This window comes from Mycobacterium sp. NGS35 (assembly GCF_059812855.1).
Window position 1 is genome coordinate 717,870 of record NZ_JCALDL010000001.1, and the last position, 19,815, is coordinate 737,684.

A 19,815-nucleotide genomic window follows, 5' to 3' on the forward strand; every position below is an offset into this window, starting at 1 on the left:
GTGGCATGCCTCCCGGTGATAGGTCGCCCTTGCGGGTATCCGCGAACAATTATGCGCGGGAAGGACACCGGCAGAGTCGGTTTTGCCGGCGGCCATCGGGTCACAGCCGTTACGCTGGCCGTGCACGCTGATTCGGACCTGCCGGATTACGACTGCCGTGAGGACCCACGATCCGATGACAGCTCAACCGACCGCTCTGGTGACCGGCGCAACAAGCGGCATCGGAGAGGCGACCGCCTACCGGCTGCACGGGAAAGGCTTCGCCGTCTTCGCCGTCGGCCGCAACCCGGTTGCTCTCGATGCATTGCGCGCACGCGGCCTGCAGGCACGTGCTGTCGACGTGACCGACGAAGCCGCGGTGGTCCGGCTGATCGACGAAATCCACAGCGATCACGCGGCGGTGGATGTCCTCGTCAACAGTGCCGGATTCCCCTTGCCCAGCCCGCTCGAACAGGTACCCCTGAGCGAAGTGCGGCGCCAGTTCGAAACGCATGTCGTTGCGCCTCTTGCGCTTTCACAGGCTGTGTTGCCCGGTATGCGCGCCAAGGGCTCGGGCACGATCGTCAACATCGGCAGCACCGGCGGGCGGTTCACCACCCCGGGTGCGGGCGCCTATCACATCAGTAAGTACGGCGTCGAGGCTCTTTCGCTGGCTCTTCGCGCCGAGGTGGCGCCCTTCGGAGTGCGCGTCGTGCTGATCGATCCGACCGGGGTTCGCACCCGATTCGTCGAAGCTCAGCTGGAAGAGCCACGCTCGTATACCGATGACGACCCGTACGCCGATTTCAAGCGCCGTTACGACAAGGCCACCCGGGCGCTGACCGAGATGCCGGGCGTCATGGTGAGCGCCGATACCGTGGCCCGCGAAGTGATGCGGGTGGTGGCGGCCAAAAACCCCAAGCCGCGCTATATCGTCGGCGCGTCCGGCAAGGGATCGGTGCTGGCCCGATCATTGTTGAGTGACCGGATGTGGGAGCGCGTGGTGATGATGGGAATGCGCGGTTAGCGCATTCGGCCCGAAAACGGCTGTCTTTCAGTCCCTTCCAGCCAAATGCGATTGCCGTACGCATCCAGATGCGTCACCTCCTCTACCGGCTTGCGGGTCGTCGGTCCGTACCTTCCGCGTGGCCAACCGAGCGGCACGATGCAGCAGGGTGTGACGTCGGACGGCAAGTCGAGGATTCTGCGCGCCGACGTTCTGCTCCACAGCGGCAGCGTGATCAGTGATGCTCCCAAGCCCATCGCCCGTGCGGCCAGCAGCAGGTTCTGCACGCTGGGATATATCGATCCCCAGTACGCCGATTCGGCGGCATGGGGCATCCGCACCACTGGCAGCCGCCCTTGCCGGGCACCGAGCCGCAGGCAGGCCACGACCAGAACCGGGATTTCGGGGAAGTGGTCGACTTGCCATTGCACCGCCCGCGCGATCTTGGCCATCGACTCGTCGCGGGCCGCGATCGGGCGAATCAATGCCTGCCATTGGACTTTCCAGCCTTGGCGGTAGCGTTTCGCAAGCTGTTCTTTGACTCGCCGATCCTTCACGACGACGAACTCCCAGTTCTGCCCGTCTGCACCGGTCGGGGCACGCAACGCCAACTCGATGCACTTCAACACCAAGGTGTCATCGACCGGGTCGGGCAACACCCGCCGAACCGCCCGCTGCGTCATCATCGCATCGAGCAACGACATGTCCAGGCCGGCAAGCGCTTGCGCTGTGGGCGGCTCAGTCGATCCGTCGGACGATCCGGGTCCGAGCGCGCCGAACGAACGAGACATGGTGAACCAGAATTCCTGAGCGTCAACGATTCATCGCGCCCGCACCTCACCGAACACGCGATCGGCGAGAGCGGCCGTGAAGCGTCGCGTCTGCTCGAGCTGCTGCGGCTGGACATTGGTGGGCGGGATGCGCACACCCAGGTAACGGTCCCGGTATTCACCCGATCCTAGATAGCTCGTCAGCGACAGCATGGATCGGAGATCGTCTCCGGGATACGTGAAGTGGATCTCGTCGACGTACCGACCGCCCTGCTGCTCAGCGAGTTCGCGCACGGCGGCGAGATTCTTCTGCCAGTACCGCCGACAAACGACGAACACGGCAAACGGCTTGCCTGCGAGAAGGTTCCATGCTTCGTCTGACATCAGGAAGGATCGCATCGGCATGCTCACGGTCTGCCACCAAGTCGGCGATCCGATGCAGATCAAGTCGTACTCGCCGTCGCGCACCGACTCCGGGATACGGATGTCTCCGGTGTCGCCCCGTCGTTGGGCCGGTAACACGCTGAGCATATCCGGCCACACTCGGCGCATCGGAAAGCGTGAGAACCGTTCGGCGTAACGTCGATCCGTGAATTCGATCTTGGCGTGCCGAACCTCGCAACCTCTCTCCCGGAACACTTCTGCCGCGGCCTCGAGCACCCGCAGCGACTGTCCGGTGAACGTGTAGTACAACAGCAAGACACGAGGCCGCCTCTGGCCGCCCTGACTTGTCATCTCGGTCATCAGGCCTCCCTGTCAGATGTGTTGTGCAACCGTGGCCCCCGCGGCGACTTCCCCATTAGGCTCAGCCCGTGACCGGCAAAGTCTCCGTCGACCTCAGCGGCCCCGCCCAGACCATGCTGACCACTCTGTACTGCAAGGCGTTGGACGCTGATTTCGACAGACCCGTCCTGGGCGATCGACTCGCGAAGGAGACGGTCGGCCGGATCGACTACGACTGGAATCAACTCGGCGTCGCCGACCGGTGGACGCCGCTGGTGACCGTCCGCGCGGCCCAATTCGACCTCTGGGTGTCTCAATTCCTGGCGGTGACACCGAACGCCACCGTGGTTCACCTGGGCTGCGGTCTGGACAGCCGCGTGTTTCGTCTTGACCCCGGCCCGCAAGTCCAGTGGTACGACGTCGACTACCCTGCTGTAATCACGTTGCGCGAGAAGATGTTTGCGCAACGGCCGCATTATCACCTGCTGGCCACGTCCGCAACGGATCTGTCCTGGCTCGATCAAATCCCGGCCGACCGCCCGGTGTTGCTGTTGGCGGAGGGCATCAGCATGTACCTGAGGCAGGACGAGGGAGTGATGCTGCTGCAGAAAGTCGTCGACCGATTCCCGTGCGGCGAAGTGCAGATCGACTTCTACAACTGGCTCGCCGTCCGCTCGCAGCGGACACACCGACTGCAGCGGCAATCCGGTTCGACGCTGCACTGGGCCGTCAACGGGCCGTCGGACATAGTGACCAGGGTGCCCCAATTGCGCCTGCTGATTGCGACGACGCTGTTCGATGCCGTCACCTTCGACCGCACGCCGGCCGGTTTCCGACGGACGCGGCGCGTGGTTCGTGCGATTCCGCCGCTGCGGCGAATGTTTCAATACCATCGCTACGCCTTCGGGCCCGTCAGCTGATCGCTGGTCGCGTGCTGGTCGGCGATGGCGGTCAGCAACGCACGTATCGCCCCGATCGATCTGTCCGGATCCGGGCCGTGCGAGTGATATTCCACCGTCAGGCGTCCCGCGAAAATTTGCGTGAAGTAGATCTCGATACCGGCGCTGACGGCGAAGAACAACTCGCCGTGCGTACTGACGACTTCCAGTTCAGGAGGCGTCGGTACCGGCGGCACGAGACCGTTGTCGGAGAGCAAGACCACATCGGGCAAGCCAGGGGCGTTGCCGACGTATTGGGGACTGAAATGAAGGCGGGACTGCTGAATGACACCGTCCGCGAGATCCGACCGGAACGTTTCGGCGATGTCGCGTGCCAGGCTCAGAATGCTTGTGCCGCGGTCGATCTCGGCGAGGTAGGTGGCCAATCCCACGGGGTTGGTGCATCCGGTGGCCGACACCGGCGGGGACAGGAAATACCGTAAATCCACTGTGTAGATCAGCGGGACGGGGATGTGGGGTGTGCCGCGCAGCTGCCACTCAGCCATCAGAACCACCGCCGAGAGCAGCGCGGTCAAGCCCAGCCCGTTCGTCTTGCACAGCGACACGATGCTGTCGGTGTGGTGTTCGCTCAGCTGACACGACACCATCGGAACGCGCACGGGTGAAGCCGGTGCCGCGCCCGTCGGGGCTCGCCGCGACGGCGGAAGATCGTAGGCGAACATCGCCGGCATGAAACGCTCTACGCCCGAGCGCTTTTGCTTGGCAATGCCCCGTTCGGCCAGCACCGTCTCGATCGACGCCGGTGCCGGCTGCGGAGTGACCGGCCGAATGGTGCCGGTGTTCACCATTTCGGTGTAGTACGACAGAAGTTCCTCGATGAGGCCGTACATGTGATGCCCGTCGGCGAGGCTGTGGTGAACGTAGAGCGTCGGCTGCGCTTGTCCGTCGCGGATCGTGACTCGAAGGTGCACCAGCGACTCACTCTGGTCGAAGTGCGGTGAGGGTGGCTCGGCTGTCGGGTCGCGGAGTTCGACAACCTCGATGCCTGCGGGCAACAAGTCGTCGGTGACGATCTGGTGGCGCCCGTCGGCTGCCCGCTCGATCCGCGCGGTGAGCACGGGATGTGCCTCGAGCAGCGCATCGTAGGCCGCCGAGATCGCGTCGATGTCGACCGGTCCCTTCATGTGCGCACCGAGACCCACGAAATTGTGCGTCTCGGCGAGCATCTCCTCGCTGTTCGCCAGCTTGCGAATCACCGACGACGGAAACATTTCCGGACTCCCTCGGGCATCAAGTTTCTCTGCCTAGCTCGACGACAGATCCACGAGCGACATCTGGTCGCTGACCGCATCCGTCTCGTCCTCGGCGATCGCAGCGCGCACCAGTGCCATCAGCTCGGTAGCGAAGTTGCCGGCGATCGCTTGCGCCCGCGCCGAAGGCACCCGGCGCGCATCGTGCCACCAATCCACGTGCAGCACACCACCCGACCGATACGCCCGCAGCTCGACCGCATGGCCCAGCCCCGGAAGGGTTTCGCGCAGTGGGATGTTCACGTCACCACTGAAGCGGACCGGCGTATCGACGGACGCCAAGGACGCTACGTCGGGAAGCGCGCCCATGTACGAGTAGAAGATGTCGGCGGGATGGATTGCGCCGAGGACCCGCGCGGTCGGCGCGTAGAGGTAACGCAGCAGTCCGTAGCCGATTCCGCAGTGCGGCACGGCATTGCGCACTTGCCGCACATCGTCGAACAGTTGCTTTGCGCTGACGCTTTGTTCTTCGCACGCAAGAGCAACCGGATAAAGGGTGTTGAACCAACCGACCGTCCGGCGCACGTCGATGTCGGGCTTCAGTACCGACCGACCGTCTCCGGCGAGGTCCACGGCGATGACGCCGTCACCGAGCGCGCTCGCCACTGCTCGGCTCAGCGCCCCGAGCACCATGTCGTCGATCGACACCCGAAGCCGGCGCCGCGCGTCGTCGATCTCGGCGGTCTCGGAGACGCTCAGCGACGAGCAGATTCGCACCAGGTCTTCCGAGCTCGGCGGCTCGGCCACCTCGGCACCGACACGCAGCTGCGCTGCCGCGGTGGATTGCAGCCAGTAGTCGCGGCTTTCGACGACGGCGGAATGCGTGGACAGTGCAGCGCAGCGCTGCGACCATTCCCGCCAGGGGGCGGTAGGCGGTTGCAACACAATGTCTTCGCCGGCCATGCGCTGACCGAAGGCCGTGAAGATATCGGTCAGTAGCATGTCGCGCGACGTGTTGTCGGCCACGGCGCCGTGCACACTGAGCATGAGGTAACTGGGGCCATCCGGGCGGCCACGGATGTGGGTGGCGGTCAGCGGCGGGCTCGACAAGTCCTGTTCTTGGATGTGCTTTTTGGCCATGTGCAGCAGGACTTCTCGCGCCTGCTCGGTTGCGGCCTCGACGCTCTCGGGCAATGACTGGACATCGACCTCAGCGTCGTCCTGCGGTTCGCCGAGCACCTGCTGCCAGGTTCCCGCATGCTCAACGAGGCGCAGACGCAACGCATCGTGGTGGTTGACCACTGCGGTGAGCACCGACCGGATGTCGTCGGTCTGCACATCCTGGCGCATCTCGAGAATGAGCGGGAAGCGCCACCGTCCGGACTCGCGGATCCCGTGTTCGAGGAAGTGCGCGATGTTCGGCGGGACGGGAGGGTGCGCGACGTCACCCGGCGCCTGGCGTGCCAGACCGTCGGCTGCGTGTCGGGCGACCAGCGCCTTGGAGAGCGCCACCACGGTTGGGTTGTCGTACAGGTCCTGCGGCGTGATGTCCAAGCCTTCGTTGGCAGCGGCCATCGCGACACTGATCGCCACCAGCGAGTCGCCGCCCAGCTCGAAGAAGTTCGCGTTGCGGTCGACCGAGCTGACGCCGAGGCACTGTGCCCAGATGCGCCGCAGGGTCGCTTCCACCGGTGAACTGCCGTTTGCCGCCGGCTGATTGGCAGCGCCGTTCGATCCGGCCGTCGACGGCGCGGTCGACGCGGCCCCCTCCCCCGCGGCCCATCTCGCCGCAGCGTTGTGGTCCACCCAATGCCGTTGACGTTCGAACGGATAGCCGGGAAGCGATACGAGGCGAGGTTTGTGGGGGCCGCGCAGAGGCGTCCAGTCGACGTCGACACCGGCCGACCACAGCTGGCCCAGCGCCAGCAGGAACGCGTCGCGGTCGTCGCGGTTCTGGGCGTGATGGCGCATCAATCGAACGGCGCGGTGACTGCTTGACCACCTCGGGTGCCGCGTCGCCGACGCGGTCAGGGTCCCACCCGGACCGACTTCCACGACGACGCGCTGCGGATCGGCCAGCAGCACGTCGAGCTCGTCGGCGAACCGGACCGTCGCACGCACCTGCCGCGCCCACGTCGCGGGATTGGTCGCCTCACTGGGAGTCAGCCAGGTGCCGGTCACGTTGGACAGCAACGGAATTCGTGGCTCGTGCAGCGACAGTCGGGACAAAAAGCCCTGGAATTCCGGGATCATCGAATCCATCAACCGCGAGTGGAACGCGTGCGAGGTGCGAACCCGCCGCGCCGCGATGCCGGCCGCGGCCAGGCGCTCGGTGAACGCCCGGATGTTCTCTTCGGTGCCGGCGACGACGCAACTGCCGGGGTCGTTGATCGCGGCCACGTCGACGTCGTCCGACAGGTGCTCGGCGATCGCATCGGGGCTTGTCGCGACCGAGACCATGACTCCGCGGGGCGCGGCATGCATCAGGCGCGCACGCATCGAGACGACTTTGAGGGCGGTGGGAAGGTCGAATACGCCGGCGACAGCGCCCGCGGCATACTCGCCGATGCTGTGTCCTGCGAGCGCTGACGGGCGAACGCCGTAGGTTTCGATCAGCTTCGCCAGAGCGTATTCCGTGGCGAACAACGCGGGCTGGGTGCGGTCAGTTCGTTCCAGATTGCGTGCGGAACCCTCGAAGATCTCCGCGCGCAGGTCGATGCCCAGTTCCTCGCGGAAGCCCGCGGCGCATGCGTCGAAATGTTCGGCGAACACCGGCTCAGACTCGTAGAGTCCACGCGCCATGCCGATGTGCTGGGCGCCCTGGCCGGGAAAGAGGAAGACCGTTTGGCGCGATTCCGTTGTCCCGCTGGGGGTCTCGCCGACGAAGACGTTGTCGTGTTCGGGCTCGCCGAGGACGGTGGCCGCGTTGCGCTGGTCGGTGACCACCGCTGCCAGGCGAACGTTTTCCGTGCGACGACCCGCGAGGGTGTGGGCCACATCAGCCAGGTCGACCGGGTCCGCGCCGGACAACTGCGCGGCCAGGGCGCTGCGTGACTGCTGCAGCGCATCGGTGGACCGGGCCGACAACAGCAGCACCTGTGGACCGGAGTGCGGAGTGCGCGCCGGGACGTCCGGGGCTTCCTCCACAACGACGTGCGCGTTGGTGCCGCCCACCCCGAACGAGCTGACCCCGGCCCGCCGGATGCCGTCCCACTCCCACGGACCGTATTCGCCGCGCACGACGAACGGGCCCTGCTCGAGGTGCAGTTCCGGGTTGGGGCTGGTGAAGTGCAACGTCGCGGGAATCGCTCGGTGCTCGAGGCACAGGATCGCCTTGATCAGCCCGGCCATCCCGGCCGCCGACTCCAGGTGACCGATGTTGGACTTGACGGAGCCGACGAAGCACGGCCCTTGCCTGCTTGCGGTCGAAACCGCGAAAGCCTGTCGCAGGCCTTCGATTTCGATCGGGTCGCCCAGCGGTGTCCCGGTTCCGTGCGTCTCGACATAGCTCACGGTCGCAGCGTCGATGTCTGCGACCGCGTGCGCCTCTGCGATGACGTCGGCTTGCCCGGCGGCGTTGGGCGCGGCGAACGTCATCTTCGTCGCTCCGTCGTTGTTCACCGCTGATCCCCGAATGACCGCGTGGATTCGGTCGCCGTGGTCGATCGCGGACTCGAGCGGTTTGAGCACCACAGCGGCGACTCCGCTGCTGAAGATCGTGCCGTCCGACCGCACGTCGAACGGGCGGCAATGGCCGCTCGGCGACACCATGGATCCCGGTTCGTACCAGTAGCCGACGCGGTGCGGAATGCGAAGGGACGCACCACCGGCCAACGCCATGTCGCATTCGCCGTTCAAGATGCTCTGACAGGCCAGGTGAAGTGCTACCAGAGACGACGAGCATGCCGTCTGGACGGACAGGGCGGGCCCGCGCAGGTTGAACTGATGCGCTACCCGCGTCGCCAGATAGTCCTTGTCGTTCTGCAACGACAGGTTGACCATCTCGAAGGTGACTCCCTGGCCGATGATCACGTTCGGGTCCCGGTGTGACATGAGGTTGTGCAGCAGGTATCCACTGGTGGTGCTGGTGCCGTACACGCCGACGGATGCATCGAGGTCCGTGGGGTCATAGCCGGCGTCTTCGAACGCATGCCAGGCGCACTGCAAAAACAGCCGGTGTTGCGGATCCATCGTGCGGGCGGCCTGAGCGGTGAAGCCGAAGAAGTCCGCGTCGAACTCGTCGATGCCGTCCAAGAGCGCCGCGCGCCGCACATACGCGTGGTTGCTCAGGGCCTTCTCGCTCACCCCAGCGACGACCAGGTCGTCCTCGGCGAGCGTGACTATCGATTCGGTGCCGCGCCGCAGGTTGTCCCAGAACTCCGAGACAGAGTTGGCGCCGGGGAAGCGCGCCGCCATGCCTACGACTGCGATCGCATTCGGCGGTAGTTCGCTGTTGGCGGTCACACGCGGTCTCCTACTTTCCGACGCGCTGCGGCCCGTTGCCGCGCTGCGGCGCGCTGCTTGGCTCGATCGCGCACTGAATCCGCGATCTCGGCTTTCTGGTGCCCGTTGATGCCTAGTTGGCCGATGAGGTCGGCGGTGACGTCGGCCAGCGAGGCGCCCCGCAGTAGCAGCGCGACGGCGGGCTCGACGCCGAAGTCGCCGCGCACGGTGTTGCGAATACGCACGGCCATCAGGGAATCCATCCCCAACTCGGTCAGCGGCTGGTCGGCGTCGATTTCGCTGTCCTTGGGGTAACCCATGATCGCGAGAATCCGACCGCCTACCCGCGCGGTGACGACCTTGGTGGCCTCAGCCGGCTCCATGTCGCGCAGCGCATCCAGACCCACCCAGTCGTCGTCGCTTTGCAACTCGAGTTCTTGCGCCAGCGCTGCGAAATATCCCAGCTGTTGAAGCTCCGGGAAGGCCGCCGCGGCACGGTCCAGGCGCAGTCGTGCGACGCCCAGCCGGCCCGTGTTGCCGGCGAGTGCCGCCTCCAGGGCCTCCAGACCCTCAGCTGGAGCGATGGGGTCGAGCGCGGAGAAGCTCAGGGCGCGGGCAACACCGATGTCCGACCATTGACCCCAATTGATCGTGATGCCAGCAAGATTCGCGGCGCGCCGCCAGGCGACCAGGCCGTCGAGCCACGCACTCGCAGCGGCGTACGCGCCTTGCCCGGGAGCGCCCAGCAACGACGACGTCGACGAGAATCCCACCCACCAGTCCAGCTCCCGATCGACCGTGGCGGCGTGAAGGCGCAGGGCGCCTGCGGCTTTGGGCGCCCACACCCGATCGAGGCTCTCGCTGCTGAGTGCCGCGACGATCTGATCGTCGATCACCGCAGCACCGTGAACGACGCCGCGCAACGTCAGGCCGGTCTCTTCGGCAGCAGCGACGAGTCGCTCCGCCACGCCCGGAACGGAGATGTCGCCGGTCACCACGGCGACTTGGGCTCGTTGGGCGAGTTCTTCCAGCACTGACCGCTGCCCGTCGCGAGCATCTGATCGGCTGTTGAGCACCACGCGCCCGGCACCCTTGTCGATCAGCCACCGCGCGACCACCAACCCGATCCCGCCGAGTCCGCCGCTGACGACGTATGCGCCATCGGGCCGGACGACCGGATTCTGTTGTGCTGTCGGGAGTTTCGCACGGGTGAGCCGCTGGGCGTATCTGCGCTCGCCACGCCAGCCGACGATGTCGTCGGTGTCCGACGATCCCAGCTCCGCGATCAGCGCCGAAACGGCGTCGCCGCCGGCGTCCAGATCGACTACGCGAGCGTGCAGGTCAGGGTGTTCGTACGCCAGCACCCGGATCAACCCTGTCAGCGCACAGATCGACGGGTCGCCGCCTTCGTCGTGGTGCACCGCGAGACCGTTGCGAGAGACCACCCACAGCCGCGGGCTCTTCCCGTGCCAGCCGCCGACTATGGCGCGCACCGTCGTCGACAGCGCCCAGACCAGATCGCGGCACCGGGCCGGCGCGGCGTCGGAGTCGGCCCCGCCGAACGGGTGCTGCTCGGCGAGCACCACGACTCCGACCGGAGGACGGTCAGGGTCAGCGGCAGCGTTCGCGAAGGCCTCCATCACCGCGGATTCCTGTCGCAGGTCTGCGGTGATCACCCGTCGCGTGTCTGAACTCAGCCGCGCGATGAAATCCTCTGCGAACCAGCCGGTTTCGGCGCCTTCGGTCAGCACCAACCAGCTGCCGTCGGCGGCCGTACCCGTCGGTGCGGGAGTGTGGATCCAGCTGGTGTCGAAGATCTTCTGCGTCAGTGGCATCGGCACGCTGCGGCGTTGCACCCGTTGCAGATAGATACCGGCGATCTCTGCGATCGCCGTGCCGGCATCGTCGGTCAAGACGACCCGACCGAGCTTGCCGGCACCGTCGTCGAGGCCGGTCAGCTCGGCGCGGCATCGGACATGCCGGCCGACGTCGCCGAACACCCGGATCGATTCCATCGCCACCGGCAGATAGGTGGCCTCGGCGGAATCGGTCAGCGACTCGGCAGGCATTGCGGCCGCCAGTCCCTGCAGCGCCGCATCGAGCAGCACTGGGTGGAGCCGGTAGTGGCGGTGTGCACTGGCCTGTTCGGGAAGGGTGATCTCCGTTTCCGAGACGCCGCCGGGCTTGCGCACGATGCGGGTCAACGCGGCGAATGCCGGGCCGTGGTGTAATCCGGTGCGGCGCAACGCGGTATAGAGGTCTGCCGGTGAGACGACGCTGCCGGTGTGCTCTGGAGTCAGCGTCGGAATCGGCGATGCAGATGGCACCGGCTCGACTTTGGCGACGGCGTGCCGGCGCCAGCTGCCGTTCACGGATCGGGAATGGACTTCGACACGGATGGAGTCGTGGTGGGTGAGATGCGTTGTCACCTGCGTGTGGTCGTCCAGTGGAAGCATTTGTTCGACTTCCAGGCGGTGGACCGCGACAGCTGTCGCAGGCAATCCCAGGGCTTCGCTCGCGGCGGCCAACGCGATTTCGGCGAACCCCGTCGCGGGCATGACCGCTTGGCCGTGCACCTTGTGATCCGCGAGCCAGGGAACGGATTCGGTGCCGACGTCCGCCTGCCACACGTGGCCCTGACCGGACGGTATCTCGACGTGCACGCCCAGCAGTGGATGAGCCGTGGCTGACTGTCGGCTTGCCGATGACGCGGCCCAATACCGGGCATGCAGCCACGGTGTGGGCGGCAGATCGACCAGTCGTGCTGTGCCGCCGGCACTTTCATCCGCCGTGGTTGTCGGCGATGCTGCGGCCGCCAGATAGGTATGAAAGGTCAGCGCTTCGGGCTGGTCCCGGTTCAGCGTGGCCGCCACGTGGGTGTCGCCGCGCGGCCTGGCCGACTGCAAGTTTTCGGTGATGGCGTGGGTGAGGAGGGGGTGGGGGCTGATTTCGACGAAGGTGGCGTGCTGTTGGGCGGCGATGCTGATCGCTTGACCAAACCGCACCGGCTGACGCAGATTGGCCACCCAATACTGGGCGTCGAACACCGGCGCCACACCGTTTTGGGCACCCACCGTACTGATCAACGACACCGTCGGCGACATCGGCGACAACCCCGCCAACCCAGCACGCAACTCTGCCAAAATCGGATCCACCGTCGGATGATGCGACGCCACATCCACCTCGACCCGCCGCGCCAACCGCCCCCCCGCATCGACCACCGCGATCACCGCATCCACCTGATCCGGCGGCCCGGCGATCACCGTCTGCGCCGGCGCGGCATACACCGCCACCGTCACCTGCGGATACTGGGCAATCAACGTCTCAACCGCAGCCGCCTCCAACTCCACCAGCGCCATCGCCCCGCGCCCCGACAACCGCGCCATCAACCGCGACCGCGTCGCAATCACCTTCAGCCCATCAGCAGCCGACAACGCCCCGGCCACCACCGCCGCACTGACCTCGCCCATCGAATGCCCGATCACCGCATCCGGTGTCACCCCATAGGATTGCCACAACCTCGTCAACGCCAACTGCATGCCCACCAACACCGGCTGAATCCGGTCGATGCCCATCACCGGCTCCCCCGACGCCAGCACCTCACGCAACGAAAACCCCACCTGCGCAACAAAAACCGGCTCCAACTCAGCCACCGCCGCACCAAACGCCGGCTCCTCGACCAACAACCGCCGACCCATCCCCGCCCACTGCGAACCCTGACCCGAATACACAAACACCGTCCCCACCCGAGACGTTGCGTCGCGTGGTGGCACGACGCCGGGCGCGGGGCGGCCGTCGGCCAGTGCCCGCAGGCCGGAGACGGCCTCGCGGTGATCGGATGCGACGACGGCGGCGAACTTTCCGTGCCGTCCCCGGCGGTGGTTGAGGGTTCGGGCGACATCGGCCAGCGGCACCGCGGCGCCGTCGCCGTCGATCCAGTCGCCCAGCGCCGACGCCCATGCCGCTATCCGTTGCTCGGTCTTGCCCGACAGCACCAGCGTGCTGACGGCCGGATCAGGCTGCGGCACAACGGACTGCGGATCAGGGCCTTGCTCGATCACCGCGTGCGCGTTTGTGCCACCGAGTCCGAACGACGACACGGCGGCTCGGCGGGGACTGTCGTCAGCCGGCCATGCTTGCAGATCGGTGGGCACGAACATCCGGGTGCGCGACGGGTCGATCGCCGGGTTCCACTCGGAGAAGTGCAGGTTCGGGGGGATCCGGCCCTTGTTCACCGACAAGGCAGCTTTGATGAATCCGGCGATTCCGGCCGCTGCCTCCAAGTGGCCCATGTTCGTCTTCACGGCCCCTAGAGCGCAGCGGGCGTCGCCGCGGCCATAGACGTCAGCCAGCGCCTCGAACTCGATCGGATCACCCAAAGCGGTTCCGGTGCCGTGTGTTTCGATCATGTTCACCGAGTTCGGTGTCACGTCGGCGCTGCGCAACGCCCGGGTGATCACGTCGCGTTGCGCGATGGTGTTCGGGGCGGTCAGGCCGTTGGAGCGGCCGTCCTGGTTGACTGCTGAGCCGCGCACCACGGCAAGCACCCGATCGTTGTCGCGCACCGCGTCGGTGAGCCGCTTGAGCGCCACGACACCGCATCCCTCGCCGCGCACGAATCCGTCGGCCCTGGAGTCGAAGGTGTGGCACCGGCCGCGCGGTGACAGCATGCCCCACTTGGCCATTGCTATCTGCGTTTCGGGTCGCAGGATCAAGCTGACCCCGCCCGCGAGGGCCAGATCGCTTTCCCGCAGCCGCAGACTCTGGCATGCCAGATGTATCGCCACCAGCGACGACGAGCACGCCGAGTCGACCGCTACCGCCGGACCGCGCAGTCCTAACAGATACGCGATCCGGCCGACCGCCACGGCATGGGCGTTGCCGGTGGCGGAGTAGGCGTCGATGGTGTCGGGGTTGGCAGCCGAAATAGTCTGATACTCGGTGTAATACACGCCCATCATCACTGCGGCGCGGACGCCGGAGAGCTCGTCCGGCGCCAGACCGGCATGCTCCAGAGCTTCCCAGGCCACCTCCAGCATCAGCCGCTGCTGGGGATCCATGGCTTCCGCCTCGCGCGGTGAGATGCCGAAGAAGTCGGCATCGAAGCCGGCCACATCGTCGAGGAAACCACCCCACTTCGACGACATCCGGCCGGGTGCGAACTGGTCCGGATCGTAGAATTCGTCGGCGTTCCAGCGGTCCGGGGGGATTTCGCTGATCGCGTCGGTGCCGTTTGCGAGGAATTTCCAGTAACTTTCGGGTCCGGCGACGCCGCCGGGGAAACGGCAGCCGATGCCGATCACCGCTACCGGTTCGGCGACCGCGATCCGGGAGGCCTTCTCGAACTGTTCGGTCAGCGAACCCCGCTGATCGGCCGTCATGGCCGCCACCCTGCCGAAGATCGTTCTCATCAGAAAACACCGCTTTCGCTACCGGCGGAGGCCGACTCGACGCTGTCGAACAGCGCATCCAGCACACTGCCGTCCTCGTCCAACGTTGGCTCGATGTCGTCGCGCTGTGAAGCATGTTGCGCCGCAAGCGTTTCCGCTAGATACGCCGCCAATGACCGGATGGTCGGATGGTTGAACAACGTGTTCGCCGATACGTCGAGGCCCACCAGCTTCTGGGTTTCCTTCAGCACCGTCATCGCCATCATCGAGTCGAGTCCGAGCTCCGGGAACGGCCGCTCGGCGTCGACGGCTGCTGCGGACAGGCGCAGTTCGCGAGCGAGGATGGCTTTGAGCCTGCTTTCGAGCTCGCCCGCCAGGTTCTCCGGCGGGATATCTGCCCAATCCGGAACTGCCGTCACGGCTTGACTGCCGGCGTTACCCGTCGAGCAGTCTCCGGTCGCAGAGCTACCGAGACCGTCGGACAACTCCGTGAAGTACCCCAGCTCAGCGAAAGCCGCGGTGGCGGCAGCCCTGTCCAGGCGCAGCCGGCCGACACCCGTGCGCGTCAGCGGGCTTCCCACCAGCGACTCCAGCGCCTCGATCCCTTCGTCGGGTGTGATCGGATCCAGCACGCTGTAGGTGAGGGCCCGGCTCATCCCGACGTCGGACCACTGGCCCCAGTTGATCGCGTTGGCGGGCAGACCGGACGCGCGCCGCCACGCGACCAGCGCGTCGAGCCAGGCGTTGGCCGTCGTATAGGCCAGCTGACCGGGCAAGCCCAAAAGCGTTGCCATCGAGGAGAAGCCGACCCACCAGTCGAGCTCTCGGGTGGCTGTGGCCGTGTGCAGTCGCAGTGCACCGGTCACCTTCGGCGCCCACACGCGCTCAAGTCCGTCCTCGGTGAGCGCGGTCACCAGGCCGTCGCCGCTCACCCCGGCCGCATGCACGACACCGCGTAGCCCATACCCGGTTTCTTCAGCGGCGGCCACCAGCCGTTCGGCGACTCCCGGCGTCGCGATGTCGCCTGGGACAAACGCGATTTCCGTGTCATCTGCCCACGCCGAGAGTGTCCGACGCTGGTCCTCTGAGGGTTCGGTCCGGCCGTTGAGGATCAGCCGGCCGGCGCCCCGCTTCAGCAGCCATCGCGTCACCACGCCGCCGAGGCCACCCAGTCCGCCGGTGACGATGTACGAGCCGTTCGTGCGGACAACCGCATGACCCGCCCCCGGCTCGAGCGTTGCGCGGGAGAGCCGTTCGACATATCGACGGCCGCCTCGCCAGGCGATCACGTCGTCATGGTCGGTTGCCCCGAATTCCGACATCAATGCCGTGAGGACGTCGCTGCGATGGTCGACATCGACCAGGGTGGCTCCCACGTCGGGTTCACCGGCGAGGACGCGAGCCGCTTCTCCCGGGAAGCGCCAGTTACGGACCAGCCCTTTGAGCGCGCCGATCGCCGGATCGCCCGTCTCACCGTCATCCACGGCCAGCCCATCGCGGGTGACCAGCCACAGCCGTGGCGGCTTGCCTCGGTTCGAGTCGACGACGCTGCGCACGGTGGCGTCGAGCGTCAAGATCAGCTTTCGGGCGCGCCGAAGGGTCTGGTCCGCATCACTGCCGTCGAACGAGCGCGTTGCGACGAACACGACCACACCGGCCGGTGAAATTTGTTCTCGGATCGACGCTTCCGCGAACAGCGACACGATGCTCACGCGCCTGGTCTGCGCGCTCAGCTGGGTCGCGACTTTCGCCGCGAGCTCCGTGGTTTCGGCGTCGTCATCGGTGAGCAGAAGCCAATTCCCGTCGGCAGCGGACGGCTTCTCGTGTGCGGGTGACGCCTCGGAAGGCGCCCAGCTGGTATCGAACACCATCTGTTCGAGCGGTAGCGAAATGTCGCGAGGGTCCACCGGCCGCATGCGAATTCCGGTGAGTTCCGCGAGCGGCGTTCCCGCGGCGTCGGTCAACAGGATCCGGCCGACACAGCCCGCGCCGTCCTGGCCGTCACCGGACAGCTCGACGCGGCACCACGCCCGCTGCCCTACCCGCCCGAACAGGCGAATCGTTGCGAAAGACACTGCGTCCAAACGCGTTTCGGGTGACCCGGCCGCACTGTTGATGGCATCGGCCAGGCACTGCAACCCCGTGTCGAGCAGCAGGGGCGCTATCCCGAAATCGGGATGGTCGACGACCTCGTCGGACAACCTGATCTCGGTTGCACCTTCGACGTCGACCGGGCAGGTCGACGGACCGTCGTCGACAGTACGGATACCGGCGACCGCACACCGATGCCACGTTCCGCCTACCGAACTGGCGTGTATCTCGACGCGAATTCCGTCCTGCGCCCGGACAAGCTGTGTCGTGAAACGCATGTGACCATGCGCGGTGAGCGTCCGCTCGATCTCGAGATCGCACACCTGCACGGCCGCGAGTGCAACGTCGAGGGCTTGGCTTGCGGCGCTCACGGCCATTTCGGCGAAGATTGCCGCCGGTACGACCGCCTGGCCGCTCACCTGGCGACCGGCCAGCCAATGCGGGATGTCGGCTCCGGTGTCGGTCTGCCACACATGGTCACGGCCGGAAGGCAACTCGACGTGTATTCCCAGCAGCGGATGTGTGGCTGAAATCTGCTGCGCAGCAGTCTTTTTCTCGAGCCAGTACCGTTCGTGCAGCCACGGCGACGGCGGAACGTCGATGAATCTGCCGGTGCGGTCGGCCGCGCTGACCCCGAGTGTGGCGAGCTGAGTATGGACGGACAGGGTCTCGTCTTCGCCACGCCTCATCGCCGACGTTACGACGGTGCGGTCGTTCGGCGACGTCGACGCGAGGGTTTCGGTGATGGCGTGGGTGAGGAGGGGGTGGGGGCTGATTTCGACGAAGGTGGCGTGCTGTTGGGCGGCGATGCTGATCGCTTGACCAAACCGCACCGGCTGACGCAGATTGGCCACCCAATACTGGGCGTCGAACACCGGCGCCACACCGTTTTGGGCACCCACCGTACTGATCAACGACACCGTCGGCGACATCGGCGACAACCCCGCCAACCCAGCACGCAACTCTGCCAAAATCGGATCCACCGTCGGATGATGCGACGCCACATCCACCTCGACCCGCCGCGCCAACCGCCCCCCCGCATCGACCACCGCGATCACCGCATCCACCTGATCCGGCGGCCCGGCGATCACCGTCTGCGCCGGCGCGGCATACACCGCCACCGTCACCTGCGGATACTGGGCAATCAACGTCTCAACCGCAGCCGCCTCCAACTCCACCAGCGCCATCGCCCCGCGCCCCGACAACCGCGCCATCAACCGCGACCGCGTCGCAATCACCTTCAGCCCATCAGCAGCCGACAACGCCCCGGCCACCACCGCCGCACTGACCTCGCCCATCGAATGCCCGATCACCGCATCCGGTGTCACCCCATAGGACTGCCACAACCTCGTCAACGCCAACTGCATGCCCACCAACACCGGCTGAATCCGGTCGATGCCCACCACCGGCTCCCCCGACGCCAGCACCTCACGCAACGAAAACCCCACCTGCGCAACAAACACCGGCTCCAACTCAGCCACCGCCGCACCAAACGCCGGCTCCTCGACCAACAACCGCCGACCCATCCCCGCCCACTGCGAACCCTGACCCGAATACACAAACACCGTCCCCACCCGAGACGGCAGTTCGGAAGGCTCCACGACACCCGGCGCCGATTCGCCGGCTGCCAATGCCCGCAGGCCAGATACCGCCTGGCTTCGATCGCGCGCGCTGACAGCAGCGAAGTGCTTGTGCCGCGTCCGATGCCGAGCCACGGTGTGCGCCACGTCGGCCAAGCGAACACCGGCACCCTCCCCGGCCAGCCAGTCGGCCAGCATCGCGGCCGTCGATGCGATGCGCGCCGGTGTCTTGCCCGACACCACCAGCGTGCTGACGGCCGGATCAGGCTGCGGCACAGCAGGTTCCGGATCAGGCGCCTGTTCCACGACCACATGTGCGTTGGTGCCGCTGACCCCGAACGACGACACCCCGGCCCTGCGGCGCCGCCCGGATGACGGCCATGGCATGCCTTCGGCAGCGATCGTGAACCGCGACGCCCCCGGCCCGGCGTGCGGAGTCAACCGCGCAAAGTTCAGGTGCTTGGGCACATAGCCGTGCTGGATGCTGAGCACCGTCTTGATGAATCCGGCAACTCCCGCAGCTGACTCCAGGTGACCGAAGTTCGTCTTGACCGAACCGAGCACCAACGGTGCGGCCCCGTCGCGCTCGCCGAACACCTGGCTGAGCGCGTCGAGTTCGATCGGGTCACCTAGCGCCGTGCCTGTGCCGTGCGCCTCGACATAGTCGATGTCGCTGGGCGCTAGCCGCGACGCCGCCAACGCCGAACGCATCAGCGCCTGCTGCGCCGGTCCGCTGGGCACCGTCTGCCCGCTGCTCGGACCGTCCTGATTGACCGCGGACCCGCGCACGAGCGCCAGCACCCTGTCGTTGTCGCGCACTGCGTCGCTGAGCCTCTTGAGCACCACCACACCGCAACCCTCGCTGCGCACATACCCGTTGGCGTCGGCGTCGAAGGTCTTGCAGCGGCCGTCGGGTGCGAGCATTCCCCACCGAGAGCACGCGATGCTGTTTTGGGGGCTCAGGATCAAGTTGACGCCGGCCGCCAGCGCCTGATCACTTTCCCGTCGCCGAAGGCTCTGACACGCCAGGTGGATCGCGACCAGCGACGACGAGCACGCCGTGTCGATGAACACCGCCGGGCCGTGCACGCCGAGTAGATACGCCAGCCGCCCCGCGGCGAAGTTCGCCGCATTCCCGAACGAGACGTACGGGTCGACGTCTTGTGGACGGGCTCCGGCCGAGTGCAGGTAGTAGTAGTCGCTGGTGGTGGCGCCGACGAACACTGCGGTCTGGGTGCCCCGGATCGCGGTTGCGGTGATACCGGCGTTTTCCAGTGCCTCCCAAGTTACTTCGAGCAGCAGCCGGTGCTGCGGGTCCATGCCGGCCGCCTCGCGCGGCGACATGCCGAAGAAGTCGGCGTCGAACTGGTCGGGCTGCCACGACGTGAGAAAGCCGCCCTCACGATTGCAGATGGTGCCCGGCACGGTGTGGTCTTCGCTGAAGAACGCGTCGGCGTCCCAGCGATCCGGCGGGACCCGCACGATGCCGCTCCTGCCGGAGTGCAGCAGCCGCCAGTACTCCGCCGGATTGTTCACCCCGCCCGGGAACCGGCAACCCATGCCCACCACGGCGATGGGCTCGGTGTCGCCTTTCTCGGCGATCTCCAGGCGTGCGGTCAGATCGTCGATCTTGCGAAGCGCTTCGGCGACGATGGACCGACGATCCGGCGGTGCGGCGGCCATC

Annotated in this window: 8 protein-coding genes; 2 read left to right on the top strand and 6 right to left on the bottom strand. The window is 66.5% G+C overall.

Features of this window, described 5'->3' with window-relative positions; genetic code table 11:
* Positions 1-82 precede the first annotated feature (82 nt).
* Complete coding sequence (locus tag AC5Y4C_RS03640) at positions 83-1,006, top strand: SDR family NAD(P)-dependent oxidoreductase (protein ID WP_499905727.1); 924 nt, start codon at positions 83-85, stop codon at positions 1,004-1,006.
* On the opposite strand, the gene AC5Y4C_RS03645 is transcribed toward AC5Y4C_RS03640, so the two are convergent.
* Both AC5Y4C_RS03645 and AC5Y4C_RS03650 read right to left on the bottom strand, forming a co-directional pair.
* A complete protein-coding gene (locus AC5Y4C_RS03645) occupies positions 1,003-1,776 on the bottom strand; it encodes a nitroreductase family protein (RefSeq protein WP_499905723.1) in 774 nt (257 codons plus the stop codon). The genes AC5Y4C_RS03640 and AC5Y4C_RS03645 overlap by 4 nt on opposite strands.
* A gap of 30 nt (positions 1,777-1,806) precedes the next feature.
* Positions 1,807-2,490: a flavodoxin family protein gene (locus AC5Y4C_RS03650; protein WP_499906336.1), complete on the bottom strand. Its 684-nt coding sequence runs from the start codon at positions 2,488-2,490 to the stop codon at positions 1,807-1,809.
* Positions 2,491-2,567: 77 nt separating this feature from the next.
* Here AC5Y4C_RS03650 and AC5Y4C_RS03655 point away from each other — a divergent pair, with 77 nt between their 5' ends.
* Entirely contained in the window at positions 2,568-3,398 is an 831-nt protein-coding gene (locus tag AC5Y4C_RS03655; RefSeq protein ID WP_499905719.1) for a class I SAM-dependent methyltransferase, read from the top strand.
* Here AC5Y4C_RS03655 and AC5Y4C_RS03660 read toward each other — a convergent pair.
* From AC5Y4C_RS03660 to AC5Y4C_RS03675, 4 genes are read right to left on the bottom strand one after another with little or no spacing between them, the layout of a single operon-like run.
* On the bottom strand, positions 3,374-4,648 hold the full coding sequence (locus tag AC5Y4C_RS03660) for a phthiocerol/phthiodiolone dimycocerosyl transferase family protein (RefSeq protein ID WP_499905715.1): 1,275 nt from the start codon (positions 4,646-4,648) through the stop codon (positions 3,374-3,376). The two genes, AC5Y4C_RS03655 and AC5Y4C_RS03660, sit on opposite strands and share 25 nt — an antisense overlap.
* Positions 4,649-4,681: 33 nt before the next feature.
* Positions 4,682-9,043, bottom strand: a complete 4,362-nt coding sequence (locus AC5Y4C_RS03665; protein WP_499906334.1) for a type I polyketide synthase — start codon at positions 9,041-9,043, stop codon at positions 4,682-4,684.
* Positions 9,044-9,087: 44 nt separating this feature from the next.
* On the bottom strand, positions 9,088-14,481 hold the full coding sequence (locus AC5Y4C_RS03670; protein WP_499905712.1) for a type I polyketide synthase: 5,394 nt from the start codon (positions 14,479-14,481) through the stop codon (positions 9,088-9,090).
* A complete protein-coding gene (locus tag AC5Y4C_RS03675) occupies positions 14,481-19,814 on the bottom strand; it encodes an SDR family NAD(P)-dependent oxidoreductase (protein ID WP_499906331.1) in 5,334 nt (1,777 codons plus the stop codon). The genes AC5Y4C_RS03670 and AC5Y4C_RS03675 overlap by 1 nt, the downstream gene beginning before the upstream one ends.
* Between the last annotated feature and the right edge of the window lies 1 nt (position 19,815).

Bases quoted from the DNA above. Each gene is read 5' to 3' on its own strand.
- AC5Y4C_RS03650 (WP_499906336.1), bottom strand. From the start codon at position 2,490: ATGACAAGTCAGGGCGGCCAGAGGCGGCCTCGTGTCTTGCTGTTGTAC.
- AC5Y4C_RS03660 (WP_499905715.1), bottom strand. From the start codon at position 4,648: ATGTTTCCGTCGTCGGTGATTCGCAAGCTGGCGAACAGCGAGGAGATG.
- AC5Y4C_RS03675 (WP_499906331.1), bottom strand. From the start codon at position 19,814: ATGGCCGCCGCACCGCCGGATCGTCGGTCCATCGTCGCCGAAGCGCTT.
- AC5Y4C_RS03670 (WP_499905712.1), bottom strand. From the start codon at position 14,481: ATGAGAACGATCTTCGGCAGGGTGGCGGCCATGACGGCCGATCAGCGG.
- AC5Y4C_RS03665 (WP_499906334.1), bottom strand. From the start codon at position 9,043: ATGGCGGCGCGCTTCCCCGGCGCCAACTCTGTCTCGGAGTTCTGGGAC.
- AC5Y4C_RS03645 (WP_499905723.1), bottom strand. From the start codon at position 1,776: ATGTCTCGTTCGTTCGGCGCGCTCGGACCCGGATCGTCCGACGGATCG.